We start from the raw sequence: 20,055 nt of genomic DNA, 5'->3' as shown, positions 1-20,055 counted from the left end.
AAGGAGTTTTAGATGAAAAAATTATTACCTACATTAATCGCCAGCGCGCTATTTGCCTCAACAGCAGCAACCGCAGCTCCGTTGATGCAACAAAGCGCACAACAAGGCCAAGCCATGCAACAACAGCAAGCGCAAATCAAAATGACGGATGCCTTGCTGAAGAAATTTTTGGCGGCGATGAATCAAGTACAGCAAGTGAGCCAAAAGTATTCTAAGCAATTTCAGAACGCTGAAAATGCTGAGCAAGCCCAAACCATTCAACAAAAAGCGCAGGAAGAAATGATTGCCGCAGTGAATAACGCGGGCTTAAGTGCAGAAGAGTACAATGCGGTAATTCAGCAAGTGCAGCAAGATCCTGAACTGCAAAAACGCTTGCAGGAAATGACCGAGCAGTCCTAAGCAGCGCTAATCAACACTTGCAAAGAAGAACGCCGGCATTATGCCGGCGTTTTTTGTGAAGCGATATCAATGACCTTATTTGGCCTTCAGCATTTGTAATAACTCGCGTCCAACAGCTTCTGACGATGCAGGGTTCTGGCCAGTAATAAGCTGTCCATCGACAACCGAGAAGGACTGCCAATCTTTTGCTTTTTGGTAATCAGCACCTAATTCAATAAGCTTGTCTTCTAGCAAGAAAGGAACGACCTCAGTTAAGCCTACAGCAGCTTCCTCGCTATTGGTAAAGCCGCTCACTTTGAGGCCTTTCACGAGGCTTTCACCATGCTGGTTTTTCGCATTCACCAGCACCGCAGGGGCATGACATACCGCCGCAACAGGCTTACCTTGGCGCCACATTTTTTCGATCAACTGCAATGAAATTTCATCATTAGCAAGGTCCCACATGGGCCCGTGTCCCCCTGGGTAGAACACCGCATCGTAATCATCTGCTTTAATTTCTGATAATTTCAACGATGTCGCCAACTGATCCATTGTATCTTCGTCTTCAAATAAGCGAACCGTAGCTGTTGTTTGCGCATCCGCCTGCTCACTATTAGGATCAATCGGTGGCTGACCTCCTTTAGGCGTCGCAATAGTGACCTCTGCGCCAGCATCTTTAAAGAGGTAATAGGGGGCTGCAAATTCCTCTGCCCAAAAACCGGTTTTATGACCACTTTCACCGAGTTTATCGTGCGATGTCAAAACCATTAAAATTTTCATGGGCTTACTCCTGTATTTTTGCAAGTGTATCTTGTTTAATGGGGGTCACTACTAACGAATTCAACCAAGGAAGCGATCACATGCCGATTGATTGGCTTGCGCCGGAATCTTCTTATCGCTCGTATTTACAAGCTCGTTCATTGCTCAATATGCTAATTATTGCAGCACTGATCGCCACCAGTTATTTCACTGGCGTTTACCCTAAGCACCTCGTGCCGCTATGGATAATAGGGCTGATATGGACCGCAGTAACATTGTTTTTTAGCCTTTATTTTGCCTCACGTCGCTTCTTATTCACCGGTTATGCGAAGACCGCTGAAGGCATGCACTTGAAACGCGGTGCAATGATTCGAAAAATTCGCGGAGTGCCACTCAACCGTATTCAGCATGTGGAATATAAACAATCCTTTCTTGAGCGTGGCTTTGGTATTGCTCGTTTGGCCATGTACACCGCTGGCAGTGGTGGAGCCGATCTCACGGTGCCTGGGCTACTGCCCGATAAAGCTATGCAACTGAAAGCCGAATTGTTAAACACTATCGCTCACGAACCAAGCCCAGAAGACAGCCACCATGAGTGAGTTAAATTGGCAGCGTACGCCACTCATCACCATTGCGTTTTTCCTGTTTAAGCAATTGAAGCAATTTGTCACGAATATCTCCAATATGATCCCTGTTTTTGCCGGTATTTTTGTGGCCGGTAAAAATGCCAGTTGGCTACCTTTTGCCCTGGTCGGAGGCTATTTAGTCTTCGTACTTATTAATGCCGTTCTAAGTCAACGCTTCTTCCTCTACGCCATCGCTGACGACGCAGTGCACCTTAAGACCGGGATTTTTAACCGTAAACACTTAACGCTCAACTATGATCGTATTCAACAAGCAGAGATCCATCAGGTTTGGTATTTTCGCCCGTTAAAACTCACTATTTTGGGGGTTGATAGTGCCGGTTCAGCAGGTAAGGAAGTGCAAATTCCGGGGCTAACCATGACTCTCGCTCAACAGCTACGGCAGCGCATGTTGGAGCAGAGTAACACTGCAGAAAATGCGTCAACCAGCAATGATGCCAGCGAGCCGTCGCCAGCCCCCGTGCTTGAGAAAAGCTTTTCAAGTGCTGAAATTGTGCGCGCAGGTATCATCGACAATAAGCTTTTCGTTTTCCTAGCGGTGCTTATTTACCCCATCAGTCAGTTTGATCTGTTAGACAATTATGTTGAGCCTTGGGTCACGGCTCATATGGACTGGTTCAGTAGTGATCTTGCTTGGTTAATGGCCATTGGCGTGGCGGTAAGTGCCTTAGTACTGTTATTTTTCGGAGCCATCGTGATTAGCCTGTTGACCTTCCACGACCTTAAACTAACCAGTGATGGTGAACGCTATCAGGCGCGCTCTGGGGCGCTGTCCATTCGTACCCTGAGTTTTCGTTACCCCAAGCTGCAAGGTGTGTTTATTCGCCGTAATTTACGGGCACGCCTACTGCAACGCAGTGTGATTAAAGTAAGTCAGTTGCAACCTCGTGTTCCACAGGGGCAGGGCGGGCAAGGCCAACGGTTTACCTTACCTGTGGTCGATGCTGACTTCTTAGCAACGTTTTGCCGTCAATTGCGTATACCAGCGGCCGCATCGGTGCACTGGCAGCGCTTGTCGCCGCTGGCGTTACTTGGGTCAAGCCTGTGGCTTGCGCTGTTGGCCCCCATCATTGCTGTCTTTCTATTTTTTGTTGCCGACACTGGCTGGGTTGGTATCACTACGGCTGCGGTCGTGTGGATGCTCCTTCAAGGGCTGATCACGCTGAGTTGGCGTAATTATGGCTACAGCTTTGTCAGTACCGAACAAGCACCCAGCGAACAGTGGTTTGTCGTGCGACGCGGTATCTTAAGTCGCGATCAGAACTGGTACCCTCGACGTAAAATACAACAAATCGATTTACGCCAAGGCCCCTGGCTTAGACTCTTAGGTTTTGCTCATCTTATTTTGCACACCGCAGCTGGTAGCGAGACAATTCGTTACCTACCGGCAAGCGAAGCAGAAGAGCTACAACAACAATGGCTTGAGGAAATAGCGACCAATCATCAACCCTGGATGTGACCGCTAGACGAGCTTAACTGCTCGCGCCAATAGTCGATGGGCTGCGGCCGGCCAAAGTAGTACCCTTGGAATTTGGTACAGCCCAGCTCGACTAACGACTCAGCTTGGGCTGCGGTTTCAACACCTTCGGCAATTACTTCAAGGCCTAAACTTTCACCCAAGCTAACGATGGTTTCAACAATGACCGCATCGTTGACATCTGTCAGCACATCGCGCACAAACGACTGATCAATTTTTAGTTGATAAATAGGTAAACTTTTCAGGTACGCTAGCGACGCATAGCCCGTACCAAAGTCATCTAATGAAAATCGAACCCCGGCACCACCGAGACGTGACATGCGCTGGATGGTCATGGTCAGGTTATCAATCAACATATTCTCGGTCAGCTCAAGTTCAAGCTTACCTTCAGGCACCTGATAGCGAGCGATACTGGCTTCTATGTAATCGACGAAGGACGCTTGTCTAAACTGCCGAGGGCTAATGTTAATGGCTAAACGTAATTGGCTTAAATTAGGGTCTTGTGACCATTGCTGTAGCACTTCACAGGCACGCTCAATAACCCAATTGCCTAACGGCACAATCAAACCACTACTCTCCGCAACTGGAATAAACTCATTCGGCGCTACGGTGCCAAACTCCTCATCGTGCCAGCGCAATAAAAGCTCGCCGCCAGTAACTTTACCATCGTGCGTCACCTGAGGCTGCATATAGAGCTCTAGCGCCTGCTCTTCTATGGCACGTCGAAGCGCTGTTTCTAAATGTAGCCGGCGGCTAACCGTTTGCTGCATTTCAGGATTAAACAGTCGGATAGAGCCGCTCCCCAACCCTTTCGCTTCGGTTAAGGCAAGATCTGCATTTTTGATTAGCTCTGCGGCGCCATCGTCACTGTCGGAAAACATGGTGATACCAATACATGCCGCGGTCGAGTGTTTGCGAATACCAAGGTCGATAGGTTGACCTATTAAATCGACGATCTCATTGGCAAGCCGTCTGGCAGCTAAAATTGCTTCATTGCGATCGGGGCCTAAGTCTTCCAGCAACACCACAAAATCGTCCGAGCCCAAGCGCGCAGCGCAGTCGGTATCGTCAATGACGCTCTTCAAGCGCTCTGCGACGGTACACAGCACATGATCACCCACTTGATGGCCTAAGCTATCGTTGATCAGCGTAAAGTCAATCAAGTCGATGGCCAACACGGCCCCTTCAAAACCTGTACGCCGGTAACTTGCCACAGCATGCTCGAGTTGCTGCAGTAGCAACTTACGATTGGCTAAGCCGGTGACACCGTCAAAGTAGGCCAGTTGATTTAGTTGCTCCTGAACTTCAAGGTGCTCGGTAATGTCCGTTGAAATACCGCACAAACCATAGATTTTCTCATCGGCGTCACGCAGTGGAATTTTGATCGACAAAAACTGGCGTTGCTCGCCCGAAGAGGTGCGGTTTGCTTCCTCGTCAACGACTCGCTCGCCACCCTCAATAACTTTTAAGTCGGTCGTTTTCAAATGCGTGGCGGTGGCATCATCAAATAACTGGGCATCAGACTTGCCAATAATAGAGTCCTCGGTTTCATCAAATAACTCACATACTTTTTTATTGGCGTAGCGGTATTTAAGCTCAGTATCTTTAACATAAATAAAGGCTTCAACAGAATTTAAAATGGTGTTCGAACGTTGCTCTATTTCTAACAAAGCGCGAGACTTCTTCTTTACCTGCTGACGCAGCGCCACAACACCCAAAATGGCGAGTAGCAACACACCTAACAAGCTTGGTAGTAACCAGCGTGATAAATAGTCTGGTTCATCGGCGGCGTAAACTCCCCAGTTTTCCATGACTAATTTGTAGGGTGAGTCTGGAGCCATGCGCCAATCACCAAGCCAGCGGTCGATACGAGCTAACAGTTGCTCTCCTGCTGCGGAATCTGCTGCAGCAAAGAATAAACGCTTGGGTTGAAACATAACCTTCGAGGGCCGCAAACCGAGGTCCCGCGCACGTGACTTACCATACAAATGATTCACCACCGCCGCATCGGCTCTTTGCGCTATCACCGTGGCAAAAGCTTCATCAAAGCTACCCACCTGCAAAAACTCAACGTCGATACCAAAATCGCGGGCCAAATCGGTTAAATAGCGCTCCTGTATCGAGCCCCTGCGAACTGCAACTCGCAGGCCATCGAGCTCAAGTAAGCTCGCCAAAGAAAATTCGGCTGAAGTGTATAGCTGCGACCAGCTATGTAGTACCGGATGTTGATTCAACTGCAACGGCGCTTGATCGCCCACGCTTAACGCACTGTCAGGCACCAGATCAAGGTCTCCAGCCGCCAGCTGACGAAGGCAGCTAGGGCGTTGGCAGGGCACAGCTTGTAGTTGCCAGCCTTCACGCTGGGCGATTTGGTGCAGCAAATCACCAAATACACCGGTAACCTCACCCGTTTCAGACAGGCTTACATTCGGTGGGTTCTCATAAACACCTACTTTGACTGGCGTTTTGGCGGCAACATTCACTGTCACACCCAGCCCGAACATCATGCTGATCGAAAAAAGCTTTAGGCCTTTTCTAAGTAGTGACATTTAACGCCCATAGTGGTGTGATTTATTCTGCTTATTTATAGCAGAAACCTCGCTCCCATGCGTATAGAAACATCGCCTCTACCGTATTTAATCTAGGCTCAAGGATTGCTACACTTGCACCATGTCACACAATACTATCGCCATCAACCAACAGCGCCAGCCTCTTGATCATCTCGAGTCAGTATGGCTTTTTGGTTATGGTTCATTGATTTATAAAGCCGACTTTCCATACCTGCAACGGCGTCCCGCACGTATCCAAGGCTGGCAGCGCAGGTTCTGGCAGGGTTCTCATGATCACCGTGGCACCCCGCAAGCGCCCGGTCGAGTCGCAACATTGGTCGAAGCTGCCGGAGCGACCTGTGATGGTATGGCCTATGAAGTCACGCCCGATGTCTTTGCCCACTTAGATCATCGCGAAAAGAATGGCTATCTGCGCATCGCAACAAGGTTTGATTGGCTCGACCAAGAAGGGTCCGTGGAAGGCTTGGTGTATATCGCTGGCCCTGATAACGAAGCCTACTTAGGTGCGGCGACAGCGACAGAAATCGCTCAGCACATTGCTCGATCGCAGGGACCGAGTGGGCCAAACAGTGAGTACTTATTGAAACTTGCTGATGCGTTACGGGAATTAGGCGAACACGATGAACACGTATTCGCCATTGAAGCTGAACTCCGAAAGATTTTGGCTTAAGCCTTTTTCACAAATTCAGTTTTTAATTTCATAGGTCCAATGCCATCAATTTTACAGTCGATGTCATGATCACCCTCTTCGGTCAATCGGATACTTTTTACTTTGGTTCCAACCTTAACCACCAGTGAAGAGCCTTTCACTTTCAGATCTTTAATCACCGTTACCGTGTCACCATCTTGCAACTCATTACCGTTCGCATCACGAAATGTTTTGCTTTCGTCTGCGGCGGGCTCATTCGGCGACCACTCATGAGCGCATTCTGGACACACCAAGATCGCGCCATCAGCATAGGCATAAGGGGATTCACATTTTGGGCATGCTGGTAACTGACTCATACTACGAAGTCCTTTTAGGTTTTTTATATCGACTAAATATTAAGTAATAAAAAGCCGATGCCAATCCGGTTTTGACGATGGTTGTAATCAATTAATGTTTCGCCATAGCCAGAGAAAAACTGAATGTAAAAACGTAAGCCATCGGGCTTATCGGAGTTTACTGGGTGAGTGAAGTCTAATTGCCATGAGCCGCGATCCCATGAAAATTCGCGCGTGGTTCGGGTCAGGCTGTAAGTACTCAAGTCGTTCCGCCATGAAAAACGGTTTTCGAAGTTGCCTCGGAAGCGTATTAAGTCGGGGTTGTCGTCTTCGTCACCCACCTCATTTACACGCTGCTTCCAGCGGGTTTCCCAAAGCAAGTCACCCCATTCAACTGCGCCGCCAAAATGAACATAGTTCCAACTGCGGGAGTCAGGCTTGCGTTGCCCATTTGACTCGTGAGCGAAGCCTACTTTTGCAAATCTCACGCGCGCATCACCGGGAATAAAGTCCCAGTCGTCAGCCCATGGAATCACGTAAAAAATATCGGGATTGTAATTGGTACTGCGAAACGGCGAAGAATCGTCTGAGTTCCAAGCTTGCCATAAAGATACTTGCGTATAAGACACCCATACATCGGCATTGGGCAGAACCAAATCTTCGAATAGCTTGGTTCGCAGCGATATCTGTAATTTCACTTCGTTGGGCTTATAGCTGTCTAACGGATCAGATGGGCCTCGCGTCGGCGACTCTGGTGTGGTGTTGATATCAGAACTGTGATGAATCGGTAGTACAAAATTCGGGTGATACGTCCGTAGCTGAAACACCCCGCGTTTTTGGTCTTCGTCGAGTTCCCAAAACCTCCCGACAAGATCTTCTTCAACAAACTCTTCGGAGGTCATCCCCTCATTATTGGCCAAGGCAGGAGCTGCTATCACGCCACTCCAACTAAGTAAGACCGCTAACCATGTACGCCACATTATACTTTCCTAATTTATCGCGTTCATACGCTTTCGTTTATTCAACTCTATAGCGCTCGATGAGCTCGGCACCACAAAGGTTTGCCGGCGTATAATACCCGCCCTTTGGTTTTTCTGCTATTACGTACTGTGCAATATCAACCGCGCCATGGCTGGTAAGCTTATAACCGTTCATTACTTTTTCTCGTACGGTGACGACTTTCCCTTGAGCGTTACTGGCTTCACCCCAAACATAGGTCACGGCTTGCTCAAGCTGCTTTTCATTTGGCCCTGCGGGTTGCTGGTCAACTTTCTTCTCAAGCCATTTTTTCACCCATTCAAAGCGTAATAGCCAGCGCCACGCATTCATACGCTTCAACCGCTTAACCAAATTCGGTGAGGCAGGAATAAAAACTTCTATCGACGGAATACCAGTTGTGTAATACGCGGTAGAAACATCACCCCACGGAATGGTCATCGCAAACTTTTCACCGTTACCAAAGTCTATGGTTCGTGTGCGATAGGCAAGTGGTACCGCCTCAATGTTGCCATCACGGCGCACTGCACCACCTTCACCGAGTCGACGTACGCTAGTTTTTGCTGTGCCACGACTCATGCGTGAAGCCGAATCAAAACCAAGGGTTAAGTGATTGGCATCGGGCAGTTGCTGCTTTAGCTGCGCGGCAACGCAATCCGTTGGAATTACGTCGAAGCCAACGCCTGGGCAGACAACGATGCCTGCACGCTCTGCTTCCTCAGCTTTGTCATGCGCGTACTCAAATACTGCCACCTCACCGGTAATATCCAGGTAATGAGTGCGTGTCGCAATACAGGCATCGATCATTGGCGCGGCAGTTACCTCAAACGGCCCGGCACAATGCACCACCAGCTCCATTTCGCCTAAAGCCTGGCGCAGCGCCACAGTGTCATCGAGATTAACCACTTGATAATCGAGTTCAAGGCGGTTGGCAATTTCTTGCAATTTCTTTTCATTACGGCCAGCAAGAACCGGCTGCAAACCTTGGCTTCTGGCATGGTTGGCAACAAGTTCACCAGTGTAGCCATAGGCGCCGTATATCATCCACGTCATGCTGTTGTCTCCGTCATTGAATTTGTGCTGTAACAGATTATTTTCGTAGATTGTCTACGTAATCTTGTGCGTTTTTCTGCCGTGCGGCTCGAGCAACGTCTTTGGGCACCACTGTTTGCCCAATCGGTAGCAACGCAATCATAGCGAGCTTCAAATGTTGAATGCCAAACGGGATGCCGATAATTATAATAAAGAATCCAACTGCTGCGACGAGATGACCTAAGGCCAGCCACCAGCCAAATACAATCAGCCATAAGATATTACCCAGTGTACCAAAACCACTGGTGCCGATGTCATTTTTCTGACTTAACGCGCGGCGATTGATAGCTTCATAGCCAAAGGGTAAGAACGCAAATCGCCCCATCACAAAACACGCTTTCGCCCAAGGGATACCAATAATAGAGATAAAAGCGACAATGCCTGCGAGCCACCAGCCAAGCCCCATAACAAACCCGCCTAAAATAAACCAAAGAATATTGCCTAAAACCGCCATAGCGCCCTCTTGATCCTAATTTTTTATGCTCTTTACTTTCGCACAATTACCTGACTACGCAAAACTCGCGTAAACAGTCTCGCATTTTTTCATTTTAAAGCTAAGCTTATTTACGGAAGTTAATCGTAAAAACAGGGGGTTAATCTATGAAGAACACGAATCGTTTAGCACTTATTGCGCTCGTCTCAAGTTTATCTTTAGCGGCATGCAGCCAAGCCGAACAAGAACAAACCGAAGAGCAAGCCGATGAAACCATGCAACAAATGGAGGAAAGTACCGAAGCTGCTGGCAACTCTATGGAGGAAGCTGCAGACGATGCTGGTAACGCGATGGAAGATGCAGCCGAATCGTCTAAAGATGCCGCCAATGATGCAATGTCGTACGCCAAAGAGAAGTCTGCCGAAGCAGGTGAATTCCTAAGTGATGCTGCCATCACCGCGCGCGTTAAAGCAGCTTTTGTTGAAGCTGGACAAGTTGACGCCATGGCGATTAATGTAGAAACCATCGATAGTCATGTGGTTCTAAGTGGTGTCGTCGCGTCGGCTGAGATGTCGGATTTAGCAGAACAACTCGCCGAAGGCGTTGAAGGTGTCGACTCCGTCGAAAATGATATTGAAGTGCAAAACTAAAGTCTTAGCGTTAAGCTTTATCGCAACGATCGCAAAGGTGGCCTAGCGCCGCCTTTGTTTTTTATTGGTAAAACCAGTTACAAAGCGAAGAGGCTCAAGATGACATCAAATTACACCCCGCCCAACGTTTGGCAGTGGGATCAAGAAAGCGGCGGCAAGTTTGCGAAAATCAATCGCCCTATCGCTGGCGCGACCCACGAAAAAGAGCTCCCGAGGGGCAAGCATGACTTACAGCTCTACTCGTTAGCAACGCCCAATGGGGTTAAAGCTACCATTATGCTGGAAGAGCTTCTTGAGGCAGGCTTTGCTGCCGCTGACTATGATGCCTTTTTAATTGATATCAGCGAAGGCGACCAATTCGGTAGCGGTTTTGTCGCTATTAACCCTAATTCAAAAATACCTGCCTTAGTCGACCACACCACAACCCCGCCAACACGGGTGTTTGAGTCTGGGTCAATTTTGCTTTACTTAGCCGATAAATTTGGGGCCTTTTTACCGTCAGATATAGCACCGCGCACCGAAACCTTGAACTGGTTATTCTGGCAAATGGGTGCTGGGCCGTTTTTGGGAGGTGGCTTCGGCCATTTTTACGCCTACGCCCCTGAGAAATACGAATACCCCATCAACCGCTACACTATGGAAGTAAAACGACAGTTCGATGTGCTGAATCGGCAACTCGCTCAGCATCGTTATATCGCAGGTGAACATTACAGCATCGCCGATATTGCCATTTGGCCTTGGTATAGCGCTGTTGTGAATAACGAGGCTTACGATGCAGCCGAGTTTTTACAAGTACATGACTATGAGCATGTGGTGCGCTGGGTAAACGAAGTAGGGCAACGCCCCGCCGTGCGCCGAGGCAAGATGGTTAACCGTGCATGGGGCGACGAAAATCAACAAGTTACCGAACGCCACAGCGCTGACGACTTTGCCAATAAAGACGTCTAAACAGGCCGGTAAATGGACAAAACCTAGGTTAGCGCCTACATAATAGAAGTACCTTCAAAGAGGCGCTTACCTTGATCATCGGCAACTACCTGTTTCGTAAACACACGCCTGCTCAACGCATTATTTTGATCGTTGTCTTAATGGCGGCCGTGGCTGGAGTCGTCGCTCTGGTTTGGTGGACAGGCGGTATTAAGTACGTCTACTCCCATGCAATGTACATTCCCATTGCGCTTGCCGGGATTATTTTTGGTTACCGAGGCGGTGTTATCTTTGCACTGATTGGCGGCTTCGCATTGGGGCCATGGATGCCCATTGATACTGGCACCATGGAACTGCAAGAACCGGTTAACTGGCTCTACCGCAGCTTTTATTTTGTCTCCGTGGGTCTTTTAGCTGGGCTTTCAAGCGACACCAGTCGACGCTACATTCAGCGCCTTAAACGAGCATCACGTCGCGACTTTTCAACCAAGCTCCCTAACCGAAAGGCGCTGCTCGAACACCTCGAGTACTGCATTCGGTTTCATCCATCACGCAACGAAGGGCGAGCCTACTTTCTCATGGTATGTAGCATTGATAACGCAATGGCGCTTCGCTCAGCGTTTGGTTTTGAAGTCATAGATACCATTATCGAGCACTATGCTCGCCGGCTGCAACAAGTGCCAAATTACTTACCGCAAATATTCCGGCTTGAGCCCGGTCAAATTGCCGCGGTATTTCCGGCCACCTCCGAAGGTGACATTGAAGACTTAATGCGCAACAGCCTCGCAGCTTTACCTGAGCATGCGAACTTTAAAAACCTTTCGGTTTATGTCAATCGGCATTTGGGTGGCGTGCGACTCGATGGCTCGGAAGTTAACGCCATTGCGCTGATTCAAAATGCGGAAATAGCAATTGCCAGAGCGAACGACCGAATGCTTGACTGCTTCGTGTACACCACACAAGTCAGCGAGGGTATTAGTGCCCAGTTAGCTTTAATGGCAGATGTCACCAAAGGTATTGAACGTGGTGAATTTCAAATGCATTACCAACCAAAAATTGAACTAAAAACTGGGAGGGTGTTTGGCGCTGAAGCGCTTATCCGCTGGCATCATCCAACGCGAGGGTGGGTGCGACCTGACGAATTTATCCCAAATGCAGAGCACAGCACGTTAATTTTAAAAATCAGTGAATTTGTGTTGCGCGAAGTTATTCAGCAAATACACCAATGGCAACAGCAGCAATTTCAACTACAGATTGCGATCAATATTTCTGCGCATGACCTGCTGCAGCCCGGTTTCTCAGACCTCTTACTCAACCTATTGAACGAGTACAATGTGGCGAACGAAGCCATTGAGCTTGAGATCACCGAAGGTAGTTTGATTGACGATTTAGACCAGGTCATCAATGAGTTACTAAAGCTAACTGAAGCAAACGTTAGCGTCTCGATTGACGATTTTGGCACCGGCTACTCGTCGCTACAGTACCTGTATAGACTCCCAATTTCATTACTCAAAGTTGATCAGGTTTTCGTTAAGGGGTTGCCCGCCGACGAAGATGCCAGCCACATCGCTAAAGCTGCGGTCGTTCTCGCACAAAAACTAGGTATCACGTCATTGGCCGAAGGTATTGAAACCCAAGAATGCCTTGACTACCTAGGACAAATCGGCTGTGATTATGGGCAAGGCTATTTGTTTTCGAAACCCTTAAGCGCCGATGATTTCGTTGCTTGGTACACTAGCTATGAACCTATCTTTTCAGCACCACCTCGCGAGGGCTAACATCAGTTTATGAGCACATCATGGGACGACCGCTACAGCACCGAAGAGTATGTCTACGGAACCTCACCAAATGACTTTTTGAGCGCGCACGCCGAAGATCTCCTCGCCGCCCATGAAGGAGCACAGCACGTGGTGTGTCTCGCCGAGGGAGAAGGCCGAAATGCCGTTTATCTGGCGGAGCTTGGCGCACAGGTCTGTGCCATGGACAGCTCAAAAGTAGGGCTCGAAAAAGCCCATAAACTAGCCGAACAGCGAGGTGTTAAGCTACAAACAGAAGTTGTTGACCTAACCACAGCGCAACTTCCCAAAGCACACTACGACGGTATTGTGGCGATTTTTTGCCATCTGCCAAGCGCTGGACGTGCCCACCTTTATGAGGAAATTGCTGCGAGTTTAAAGCCCGGCGGTTTCTTTTTGCTCGAAGCGTATACAGCAGCGCAGCTCGAACGTAACACAGGGGGCCCAAATGACGCTGACTTGATGGTGTCACAAGCCGAGCTAGTGCGAGCGTTCAAAGGCTATGAAGTGCAAGTTAGTCAAGAAATCACCAGAGAGGTGAACGAAGGAGATCGACACAATGGCTTAGCCAATGTCTGCCAGTTTATTGCACGTAAACCCTCTGCGCGCCAGCAACGCTACCAGTTTACCGCTAATCGCGGCAAAGCCTCGCATAAACTTCGTTATGTCGAAGGCTCCGCCGACGCAGGTGGTGACTGCACCTTGTGTAAAGGGCCGTTAACGAACGACGATTAGGCCGTGTCTTTATCGACAAATAATGCCATTAAGGTCATACGGTCATAGTCACGCAGAAGAAATAACGCGAGACAGGCGGCAAACATCGGCCATGCGGCGAAAAACAATAAATTATTAAATGGGTCTAGATACTGCGGGAACGAGGAAAACGTTGACGCTCCGTGCATAATTAATATTAAACCGTAGCTAAAGGTTTTCCATAATCCCGCTAGGAATATTACGCACAAGGCAATTTGTAAGCCTCCTAAAACTGCAGCAAGAGATGCTGACAAGTCACTAATGCCATAAAAACCATCGAACACTGCCGCAGTATGACCTGGATTAAAGAACTTATCTAAAGCCCAAATAAACATCACACTAAAGATGCCCAAACGCAGAGCTAACAGACTCCACCCAAGCTTTGATTCTAATTGACCTTGTGCCATGTTGACCTCACGCAAATTTTTTAAAGGGTTCATCAATTGGCGTTTCGGCCAAATGATTGGTGTAATTACTCATGGTTTTATGGGCAATACCTAGAACGACAGCAAGTACATGGCGCTGTTCGTATCCAGCTGATAAGAATGCCGCTACGGTGTCATCATCTACATCACCGCGGTGCTCTACCATTGACGTAGTAAATTGACGCAATGCTTCTAGTTTTTCATCCTCTAGTGCTTCGCCTGCCTTAATTGACGGCGTAATGTCGTCATCGACTCCCATCGTCTTAGCTATCGCCGTATGAGCCGGTACGCAGTAATGGCAATGGTGAAAAACATTGATGGTCTGCCACACTACCGTCAACTCGTTGCTGTTGAATCCAGCCTTTTGAAAGAGTCCATCGATCGTTTGGTAAGCTTCTAAAAGCTGCGGCGACTCCGCCATCACGGCAAACAAGTTAGGCACCATACCCATTTGCTCTTTGGCGCCCTGTAAAAGTGATTGGCTTGCTTCAGGTGCTGACTCTATTGAATGCAGAGTAAATTTAGCCATGTGCGACTCCTTGGTTGCTCATTAAAAATTGCTTAAGAATGTTACGCCTCACTATAGCAACTAAACAAAGACGTTCGAGGATACAGCACGACAACCGGTGTTTTGATTGAGAAATACGGTGTTTTGCGAGGTTACAGCTTGGCTCGATACTCAAGTGCGGAGCAGTTTGCGTACTTTTTGAAAAAACGTCCAAATGCGGTGTTCGATTGATAGCCAACATCTGCCGCCACTACTTCGAGCGCTCGCGAGGTGGTGGATAATAGATATTTTGCGCGCTGAAAGCGCAATTGATCGAGAATTTTCTTCGGTGTTAGGCCCGTTGCCCGCTGGCAACGATCAGCGAAAGCACTCACCGATAGACAGGCTATATTTGCCATCGCATCAACACTCCAATCACGTTCCGGATGTTTTAGGATGGCATTCAAAACGGGTAGCAGCGAACTATCGTTCAGGCCTGCAAAAACGCCATTGAGTTGATGCTCTTGCGCGACTATTTGCCGTAATAAATGAACCGCCAAGACGTCGCTAAGGCGACTAATAATCGTCTGGTAACCCGGTTTACCACTTAGGGTTTCTCGCCGAATCATTGCTAAAATAGTCGCCAACTCTTCTGTTTGCTCTGTTGTTCGCAGTACCATCCACGGTGGTAACAGGCCAAAAAAATGTGTCGACGTTTCATTCACCTCGTTCAATTCGTAGCAAATTACACCGCTTTCGGCGTGATTAGGCGTACAATAGTTCTTTAGTTCATCAAGACTGACCTGCGCAGGAACCTCTTGGCGACTCAAAAAGTGCGACACCCCTTGATTCACAAATACTGCGTCGCCGGCCGACAACCTTTGCGTGGGCTGAGCACTGGCCGGGAAGCCAAGCCAACACTCACCGTTTGAGACAATGTGCAAACCCACCTTGCCGGGATGGTCGGCAAGAATCGACCAGTCACCGCAAAGGCCAGTTTCAAAATGTAACTCGGTACCTTGAGCCACTGAAGTGATCAACGCTTCCACCGATTCCGTTGTTTTAGTTGGTTGCTCCGGCGTTTCTGTCATTTACTTATGACCCTCTAAGCGACAATACTTAATATACTAAATAGTAAACTATCTGGCGTTTAAATGCGTACGCTTTTCATTGACCTTTTTGCTGGAGTGAATTCATTTGAAAGTTTTAACCTTAGCGGTGCTTTTACCTTTGAGTGTGGCAGCCCAAGACAGCGTAGAACCGGACGAAGTTATTCAAGTTCACGGTTCCGAACAAGAGTTAGTACTGCCCAGTGAAGAGCCCATTGAAGGTATTTTTGGTAGTGCTGATACCCTACGCGAGATCCCACGCGCAGCGACCGTTATTACCGAGTCGTTAATGCAATCCGCTAATGTTGATGATTTACACGACATCGCTCGTTTTACCCCTAATAGCCACGCTGCTGCAGGCTTTGGGAATCCTTCACTACCGAGTTTACGCGGCCAGTTGGGCGAGTTATTTGAAGGGAATATGCGCCGCCAAGCGGGAAATAATGGCTTAGGTGTGCCGCTTACGTTAAATGCTATTGAGTCGATTGCAGTGGTTAAAGGGGCACCGCCGGTAATGCTAGGAACCACTCAGCGGGTAGGGGGCTTTGTACAACTGCAGCCCAAGCGTGCAAAGCTCGACGCCTCGGGTACGCTACTGAAAGGCCGCGTCGGTGAATGGCAGCGTTATCGCCTGCAACTAGATCACAATCAAGTGCTACAAGAGACTACGTCTGCGCTTCGTATCAGTGCCCAAGTGATTGACGAAGATAGTTTTTATGACTACAGCAAGCTTCGAAGCAACGACCTTTATATGGCGTACGAATGGCGACCTAATAATGCCACACGCTGGTCACTTGGCGTTGAGTATTATGATGTTAACTGGACCGATAATGCAGGTATTAACCGGCCCACCCAGGCCCTCATCGACGACAATCTATATATTACAGGACAGGGACAGCAACCTAATGGCTCGTTCATTCCAGGTGCCTTCGCTGTGATTAGCCCCACAGGGCAAGTCGAAATTGACCGCTCTCGGGTACTCACCGACCCGCTTGATAACAATACTGCTGAAACCTTTCTTGTGCATTCGAAACTAGAGTATCAGTTGAACCCACAATGGCTGATGGTGAATCGGAGCTATTACCAGCACCTCGATCGCGAGGGCATTAATCAGAACAGCTTTGTCGAAATTATTGATGGCGCGGAAACCTTTGAACACCGAGTCGAGTTTCACTATGCGCAGCAGTCGGTGTTCGGCTTTAATCTGCGATACAACGATGTTTTAGGCTACAGTCAGTTTACCACCGAAGCCGACCTACCCATTGATTTAACCGGGAGCCTTGAGCAGCGCCGAATTCCGTTAACCCCGGCGCAACAGGCGCGGTTAGTTGAGTTACGCCCAGGTCTTTGGGTGTCACCAGGCACTCAATACGATATTGATAATGACGGTGTAGGCGACTTTAACCTGTCTGATACCACAGACTCCACCAGTTACCAGTGGGGCATTTTTGCGCAGCATCAATGGCAACTGACGGATCGCGTTAAAGCTACTTTAGGCGTTCGTGCCGACTACTACGACGTGCAAGCACAGGACCCACTTGCGCCCACAGGCGTTCGTGCCGCTCGCGATACGCATAGCCAATGGTTAACCGCTACCAGTGGTGCACTACAGTACGATGTCACCAACGAAATCATGGTCTATACCACTGCTTACGCAAGTGACTCAACATCAAATTCAATGGCCGGAGGTACCGTACTCAACGCCAATCAAGTCATCGATCCGCAAAATTTTGCAACACAAAACGAGCTCTTTGAGGTTGGTATAAAATACGCTCCTTCGTCGGCCCGGTGGTACGCCGACGCAGTGCTCTTTGACCAACGTCGCAGTTTGCGTAACCGTGACGGCTCAAATAGCGGTATTCGCACCGAAGGTGTCGAAGCGCAGTGGCACTATGACCACGGCAATGGCTTTTGGGCGACTCTCGCCGCAAGCTACATCGATGCTTACTATGATAACTCTGCGGCATTCCAAGGCACTCGCGAGGTGGCGGATGCCTTTGACGATTCACGGCCGGACCTTATCCAAGGTACCGGTGTAGGTGCACCGAACTTTGCCAGCTTTGCCGCCTCTAATCAGCAGCTGCAAGGCGTACCTGAAGTGCAAGCTGCTGCAGTGCTAGGCTGGCGCGTGAATCAGCACTGGACCCTTGGTGGTGACCTGAGTTATACCAAGGCCTACCCGTTGGACTACTTACAAACGGTTTTTATTCGTGATCAGCATCAGTTAAATTTATCGACCGAGTATCGCATCAATAAGCAATTACGGGCCCGCTTAGACATCATCAATGTCACCGACCAAGACAACTGGTCGCCGGTGTTTGAAGGCGGCTATTTTGGTGCCACGGTTGCGTTTCCATCATTACCTCGCCATGCTCAATTGAGCTTGAGCTACAATTTCTAAACGGACCGGAGTCTTCATGTCGTATAAAAAACTATTGTTTATCGCCATTATTGTTGCGCTGATAAGCAGTGTTTTTGTGTTTGACTTAACCCAGTATCTAACCCTGGCGCAGTTGAAGCAGCAACAACAAGCACTGAATCAACTCTTTACCGAGCGTCCGCTATTTCTATTTGGCCTGTACTTCGGTATTTACGTGCTTTGTACCGCGCTATCCGTGCCCGGAGCCACAGTTTTGACGTTGGGCGCCGGCGCTATCTTTGGGCTGTTCTGGGGCCTAGTATTAGCGTCTTTTGCCAGCTCACTTGGCGCTCTTTTAGCTTTTTTAAGCGCTCGCTGGTTGCTCCACGACTGGGTACAAAAAAAGTTCGGACAACGCTTACGCGCAATTAATAAAGGCATTGAACGTGACGGTGCGTTTTACCTTCTAAGTCTGCGCCTAGTGCCTCTGTTTCCGTTCTTTGTGATTAATTTAGTCATGGGGTTAACCAAAATTAAAGCTTGGACCTTCTATTGGATCAGTCAGCTCGGCATGCTTCTGGCCACCGCAGTATATGTGAACGCGGGCACGCAGCTAGCACAGATCAACCGCTTAGCTGATGTGCTTTCAATCGACTTACTCGGCGCTCTAGTGTTACTCGGTTTAGTGCCACTACTGGCAAAGTTTACGCTGAGCTTACTCAAACGTCGGCGTGCCTACGACGGCTATAAACGACCTAAGAAGTTTGACACCAATATGATTGTAATAGGTGCTGGTTCTGCGGGGTTGGTAAGTGCTTACATTGCTTCAGCAGTAAAGGCAAAAGTAACTCTAGTAGAAAAAGACGCGATGGGTGGCGATTGCTTAAACACTGGATGTGTACCTTCGAAAGCACTACTACACGTGGCCAAAAGTATTCGCCAGACGCACGCAGCTGAACAGTTAGGCGTGAGTGCTCGTATCGAGCAAATCGACTTCGCTAAAGTTATGGATAAAGTACAGCAAGTCATTACCCAAATTGCGCCACATGACTCCGTCGAACGTTACACCGACTTAGGTGTCGACGTTGAACAAGGCACCGCCACAATCAACTCCCCGTGGCAGGTCACTATTCGCAATTCAAGCGGTGAAAAAACCTTAACCACACGCAGTATTATCATAGCTACCGGCGCGCGGCCGCTGGTTCCGAAGTTTCCAGGTTTAGAGCAGGTCGACTATTTAACGTCTGACAATCTATGGCAACTTCGCGATCTTCCCAAGCGCCTGCTGGTGCTCGGCGGTGGCCCTATCGGTTGTGAGTTAGCCCAGGCATTCCAACTGCTGGGTAGCCAAGTGACGGTGGTTGAAATGGGCAGCCGCATACTTGCCAATGAAGACACCGATACCAGCGCCTTGGTGCAGAAACAGTTGCGCGACGACGGCATGGAGCTGCGACTAAACCATAAAGCCGTGGAGTTTACCGAGCGGGACGGCGAACAAGTTCTATTGGCTGAGCATGAAGATGAAACCGTTGCTTTACCCTTTGACCGCGTACTCATTGCACTTGGTCGACAAGCGAACCTTGAAGGTTTTGGGTTAGAAGAGCTAGGCATTGAAGCGGACAAAACAGTTAGGGTCAATGAGTTATTACAAACCAACTTTCCTAATATTTATGCCTGTGGGGATGTGGCTGGGCCTTATCAATTCACTCATGTTGCCTCGCATCAAGCTTGGTATGCTGCTGTGAATGCGCTTTTTGACCCTTTCAAAACCTTTCGGGTCGACTATTCGGTGATTCCCTGGGTAACCTACACCACACCAGAGGTTGCGAATGTTGGTTTGACTGAGCAAGTTGCTGAGCAACGCGAAATTGACTGCGACGTTACTGAGTACGATATCAGTGAGCTCGACCGAGCCATCGCTGACCACCAAGCCTATGGCCGTATTAAGGTGCTCACCACACCTGGAAAGGACAAGATTTTAGGCGTCAATATAGTGGGTGCCCAAGCTGGCGAGTTACTAGCTGAATACGTACTTGCGATGAAGCATGGCATTGGCTTGAACAAGATTTTAGGTACCATACATAGTTACCCAACAATGGCCGAAGCGAATAAGTACGTGGCAGGAAACTGGAAACGAGCCAACGCGCCGCAAAAATTACTGCGCTGGGTGCAGAAGTTTCATCGCTGGCGCCGAAACGAATAGGTGAAAGGTCATC

General features: G+C 48.8%; 19 protein-coding genes. 10 read left to right on the top strand and 9 right to left on the bottom strand.

Annotated elements, in window-relative coordinates; all coding sequences use genetic code 11:
- The first annotated feature begins 12 nt into the window (after positions 1 to 12).
- Positions 13 to 399, top strand: coding sequence for a DUF4168 domain-containing protein (locus PSI9734_RS06735; protein WP_173920340.1), 387 nt, complete (start codon positions 13 to 15; stop codon positions 397 to 399).
- A 75-nt stretch (positions 400 to 474) separates the two neighbouring features.
- Here the strand turns inward: PSI9734_RS06735 and PSI9734_RS06730 are convergent, their stop codons facing one another.
- On the bottom strand, positions 475 to 1,158 hold the full coding sequence (locus PSI9734_RS06730) for a type 1 glutamine amidotransferase domain-containing protein (protein ID WP_173920339.1): 684 nt from the start codon (positions 1,156 to 1,158) through the stop codon (positions 475 to 477).
- Positions 1,159 to 1,238: 80 nt separating this feature from the next.
- Between PSI9734_RS06730 and PSI9734_RS06725 the strand changes: the two genes are divergently transcribed.
- Together PSI9734_RS06725 and PSI9734_RS06720 are read left to right on the top strand one after the other, a co-directional pair.
- Positions 1,239 to 1,736, top strand: a complete 498-nt coding sequence (locus PSI9734_RS06725; protein ID WP_173920338.1) for a PH domain-containing protein — start codon at positions 1,239 to 1,241, stop codon at positions 1,734 to 1,736.
- Positions 1,729 to 3,240: a PH domain-containing protein gene (locus tag PSI9734_RS06720; RefSeq protein WP_173920337.1), complete on the top strand. Its 1,512-nt coding sequence runs from the start codon at positions 1,729 to 1,731 to the stop codon at positions 3,238 to 3,240. Before PSI9734_RS06725 ends, PSI9734_RS06720 begins: the two co-directional genes overlap by 8 nt.
- On the opposite strand, the gene PSI9734_RS06715 is transcribed toward PSI9734_RS06720, so the two are convergent.
- Positions 3,225 to 5,807: an EAL domain-containing protein gene (locus PSI9734_RS06715; RefSeq protein ID WP_173920336.1), complete on the bottom strand. Its 2,583-nt coding sequence runs from the start codon at positions 5,805 to 5,807 to the stop codon at positions 3,225 to 3,227. The genes PSI9734_RS06720 and PSI9734_RS06715 overlap by 16 nt on opposite strands.
- A gap of 121 nt (positions 5,808 to 5,928) precedes the next feature.
- On the opposite strand from PSI9734_RS06715, the gene PSI9734_RS06710 reads away from it, so the two are divergent.
- A complete protein-coding gene (locus PSI9734_RS06710; RefSeq protein ID WP_173920335.1) occupies positions 5,929 to 6,498 on the top strand; it encodes a gamma-glutamylcyclotransferase in 570 nt (189 codons plus the stop codon).
- Here PSI9734_RS06710 and PSI9734_RS06705 read toward each other — a convergent pair.
- The 4 genes from PSI9734_RS06705 to PSI9734_RS06690 are packed head-to-tail and all read right to left on the bottom strand — an operon-like array spanning position 6,495 to position 9,354.
- The gene (locus tag PSI9734_RS06705; RefSeq protein WP_173920334.1) at positions 6,495 to 6,833 is read right to left on the bottom strand and encodes a zinc ribbon domain-containing protein YjdM; all 339 of its coding nucleotides are present in this window, start codon (positions 6,831 to 6,833) and stop codon (positions 6,495 to 6,497) included. The genes PSI9734_RS06710 and PSI9734_RS06705 overlap by 4 nt on opposite strands.
- Positions 6,834 to 6,865: 32 nt before the next feature.
- Positions 6,866 to 7,792 (bottom strand): phospholipase A, encoded by a 927-nt coding sequence (locus PSI9734_RS06700; protein ID WP_173920333.1) that lies wholly within the window; start codon positions 7,790 to 7,792, stop codon positions 6,866 to 6,868.
- A 37-nt stretch (positions 7,793 to 7,829) separates the two neighbouring features.
- Positions 7,830 to 8,861 carry a saccharopine dehydrogenase family protein gene (locus PSI9734_RS06695; RefSeq protein WP_173920332.1) on the bottom strand — a complete coding sequence of 344 codons (1,032 nt, stop codon included), beginning with the start codon at positions 8,859 to 8,861 and terminating at the stop codon, positions 7,830 to 7,832.
- A gap of 37 nt (positions 8,862 to 8,898) precedes the next feature.
- Positions 8,899 to 9,354: a YccF domain-containing protein gene (locus PSI9734_RS06690; RefSeq protein WP_173920331.1), complete on the bottom strand. Its 456-nt coding sequence runs from the start codon at positions 9,352 to 9,354 to the stop codon at positions 8,899 to 8,901.
- A gap of 146 nt (positions 9,355 to 9,500) precedes the next feature.
- Here PSI9734_RS06690 and PSI9734_RS06685 point away from each other — a divergent pair, with 146 nt between their 5' ends.
- From PSI9734_RS06685 to PSI9734_RS06670, 4 genes are all read left to right on the top strand, one after another.
- The gene (locus PSI9734_RS06685; protein WP_173920330.1) at positions 9,501 to 9,983 is read left to right on the top strand and encodes a BON domain-containing protein; all 483 of its coding nucleotides are present in this window, start codon (positions 9,501 to 9,503) and stop codon (positions 9,981 to 9,983) included.
- A gap of 99 nt (positions 9,984 to 10,082) precedes the next feature.
- Complete coding sequence (gene yghU, locus PSI9734_RS06680) at positions 10,083 to 10,931, top strand: glutathione-dependent disulfide-bond oxidoreductase (protein ID WP_173920329.1); 849 nt, start codon at positions 10,083 to 10,085, stop codon at positions 10,929 to 10,931.
- 71 nt (positions 10,932 to 11,002) lie between these two features.
- Positions 11,003 to 12,688 carry a putative bifunctional diguanylate cyclase/phosphodiesterase gene (locus PSI9734_RS06675; RefSeq protein WP_173920328.1) on the top strand — a complete coding sequence of 562 codons (1,686 nt, stop codon included), beginning with the start codon at positions 11,003 to 11,005 and terminating at the stop codon, positions 12,686 to 12,688.
- Between the two features lie 9 nt (positions 12,689 to 12,697).
- The gene (locus PSI9734_RS06670) at positions 12,698 to 13,441 is read left to right on the top strand and encodes a class I SAM-dependent methyltransferase (protein ID WP_173920327.1); all 744 of its coding nucleotides are present in this window, start codon (positions 12,698 to 12,700) and stop codon (positions 13,439 to 13,441) included.
- On the opposite strand, the gene PSI9734_RS06665 is transcribed toward PSI9734_RS06670, so the two are convergent.
- From PSI9734_RS06665 to PSI9734_RS06655, 3 genes are all read right to left on the bottom strand, one after another.
- Positions 13,438 to 13,866, bottom strand: coding sequence for a hypothetical protein (locus PSI9734_RS06665; RefSeq protein ID WP_173920326.1), 429 nt, complete (start codon positions 13,864 to 13,866; stop codon positions 13,438 to 13,440). The two genes, PSI9734_RS06670 and PSI9734_RS06665, sit on opposite strands and share 4 nt — an antisense overlap.
- Positions 13,867 to 13,873: 7 nt before the next feature.
- Complete coding sequence (locus tag PSI9734_RS06660) at positions 13,874 to 14,413, bottom strand: carboxymuconolactone decarboxylase family protein (RefSeq protein WP_173920325.1); 540 nt, start codon at positions 14,411 to 14,413, stop codon at positions 13,874 to 13,876.
- 131 nt (positions 14,414 to 14,544) lie between these two features.
- On the bottom strand, positions 14,545 to 15,462 hold the full coding sequence (locus PSI9734_RS06655) for an AraC family transcriptional regulator (RefSeq protein WP_173920324.1): 918 nt from the start codon (positions 15,460 to 15,462) through the stop codon (positions 14,545 to 14,547).
- 106 nt (positions 15,463 to 15,568) lie between these two features.
- On the opposite strand from PSI9734_RS06655, the gene PSI9734_RS06650 reads away from it, so the two are divergent.
- Both PSI9734_RS06650 and PSI9734_RS06645 read left to right on the top strand, forming a co-directional pair.
- Positions 15,569 to 17,881: a TonB-dependent receptor gene (locus PSI9734_RS06650; protein WP_173920323.1), complete on the top strand. Its 2,313-nt coding sequence runs from the start codon at positions 15,569 to 15,571 to the stop codon at positions 17,879 to 17,881.
- Positions 17,882 to 17,897: 16 nt separating this feature from the next.
- A complete protein-coding gene (locus PSI9734_RS06645; protein ID WP_173920322.1) occupies positions 17,898 to 20,042 on the top strand; it encodes an FAD-dependent oxidoreductase in 2,145 nt (714 codons plus the stop codon).
- Positions 20,043 to 20,055: the final 13 nt, after the last annotated feature.

This window comes from Pseudidiomarina piscicola, from assembly GCF_902806985.1.
Lineage (GTDB): Bacteria > Pseudomonadota > Gammaproteobacteria > Enterobacterales > Alteromonadaceae > Pseudidiomarina > Pseudidiomarina piscicola.
The sequence above is the reverse complement of the archived record's forward strand: the minus strand, read 5'-3'. Positions and strand labels throughout refer to the sequence as shown.

Coding starts and splice junctions, on each gene's coding strand:
- PSI9734_RS06735 (WP_173920340.1), top strand. CDS start 13: ATGAAAAAATTATTACCTACATTAATCGCCAGCGCGCTATTTGCCTCA.
- PSI9734_RS06730 (WP_173920339.1), bottom strand. CDS start 1,158: ATGAAAATTTTAATGGTTTTGACATCGCACGATAAACTCGGTGAAAGT.
- PSI9734_RS06725 (WP_173920338.1), top strand. CDS start 1,239: ATGCCGATTGATTGGCTTGCGCCGGAATCTTCTTATCGCTCGTATTTA.
- PSI9734_RS06720 (WP_173920337.1), top strand. CDS start 1,729: ATGAGTGAGTTAAATTGGCAGCGTACGCCACTCATCACCATTGCGTTT.
- PSI9734_RS06715 (WP_173920336.1), bottom strand. CDS start 5,807: ATGTCACTACTTAGAAAAGGCCTAAAGCTTTTTTCGATCAGCATGATG.
- PSI9734_RS06710 (WP_173920335.1), top strand. CDS start 5,929: ATGTCACACAATACTATCGCCATCAACCAACAGCGCCAGCCTCTTGAT.
- PSI9734_RS06705 (WP_173920334.1), bottom strand. CDS start 6,833: ATGAGTCAGTTACCAGCATGCCCAAAATGTGAATCCCCTTATGCCTAT.
- PSI9734_RS06700 (WP_173920333.1), bottom strand. CDS start 7,792: ATGTGGCGTACATGGTTAGCGGTCTTACTTAGTTGGAGTGGCGTGATA.
- PSI9734_RS06695 (WP_173920332.1), bottom strand. CDS start 8,861: ATGACGTGGATGATATACGGCGCCTATGGCTACACTGGTGAACTTGTT.
- PSI9734_RS06690 (WP_173920331.1), bottom strand. CDS start 9,354: ATGGCGGTTTTAGGCAATATTCTTTGGTTTATTTTAGGCGGGTTTGTT.
- PSI9734_RS06685 (WP_173920330.1), top strand. CDS start 9,501: ATGAAGAACACGAATCGTTTAGCACTTATTGCGCTCGTCTCAAGTTTA.
- yghU (WP_173920329.1), top strand. CDS start 10,083: ATGACATCAAATTACACCCCGCCCAACGTTTGGCAGTGGGATCAAGAA.
- PSI9734_RS06670 (WP_173920327.1), top strand. CDS start 12,698: ATGAGCACATCATGGGACGACCGCTACAGCACCGAAGAGTATGTCTAC.
- PSI9734_RS06665 (WP_173920326.1), bottom strand. CDS start 13,866: ATGGCACAAGGTCAATTAGAATCAAAGCTTGGGTGGAGTCTGTTAGCT.
- PSI9734_RS06660 (WP_173920325.1), bottom strand. CDS start 14,413: ATGGCTAAATTTACTCTGCATTCAATAGAGTCAGCACCTGAAGCAAGC.
- PSI9734_RS06655 (WP_173920324.1), bottom strand. CDS start 15,462: ATGACAGAAACGCCGGAGCAACCAACTAAAACAACGGAATCGGTGGAA.
- PSI9734_RS06645 (WP_173920322.1), top strand. CDS start 17,898: ATGTCGTATAAAAAACTATTGTTTATCGCCATTATTGTTGCGCTGATA.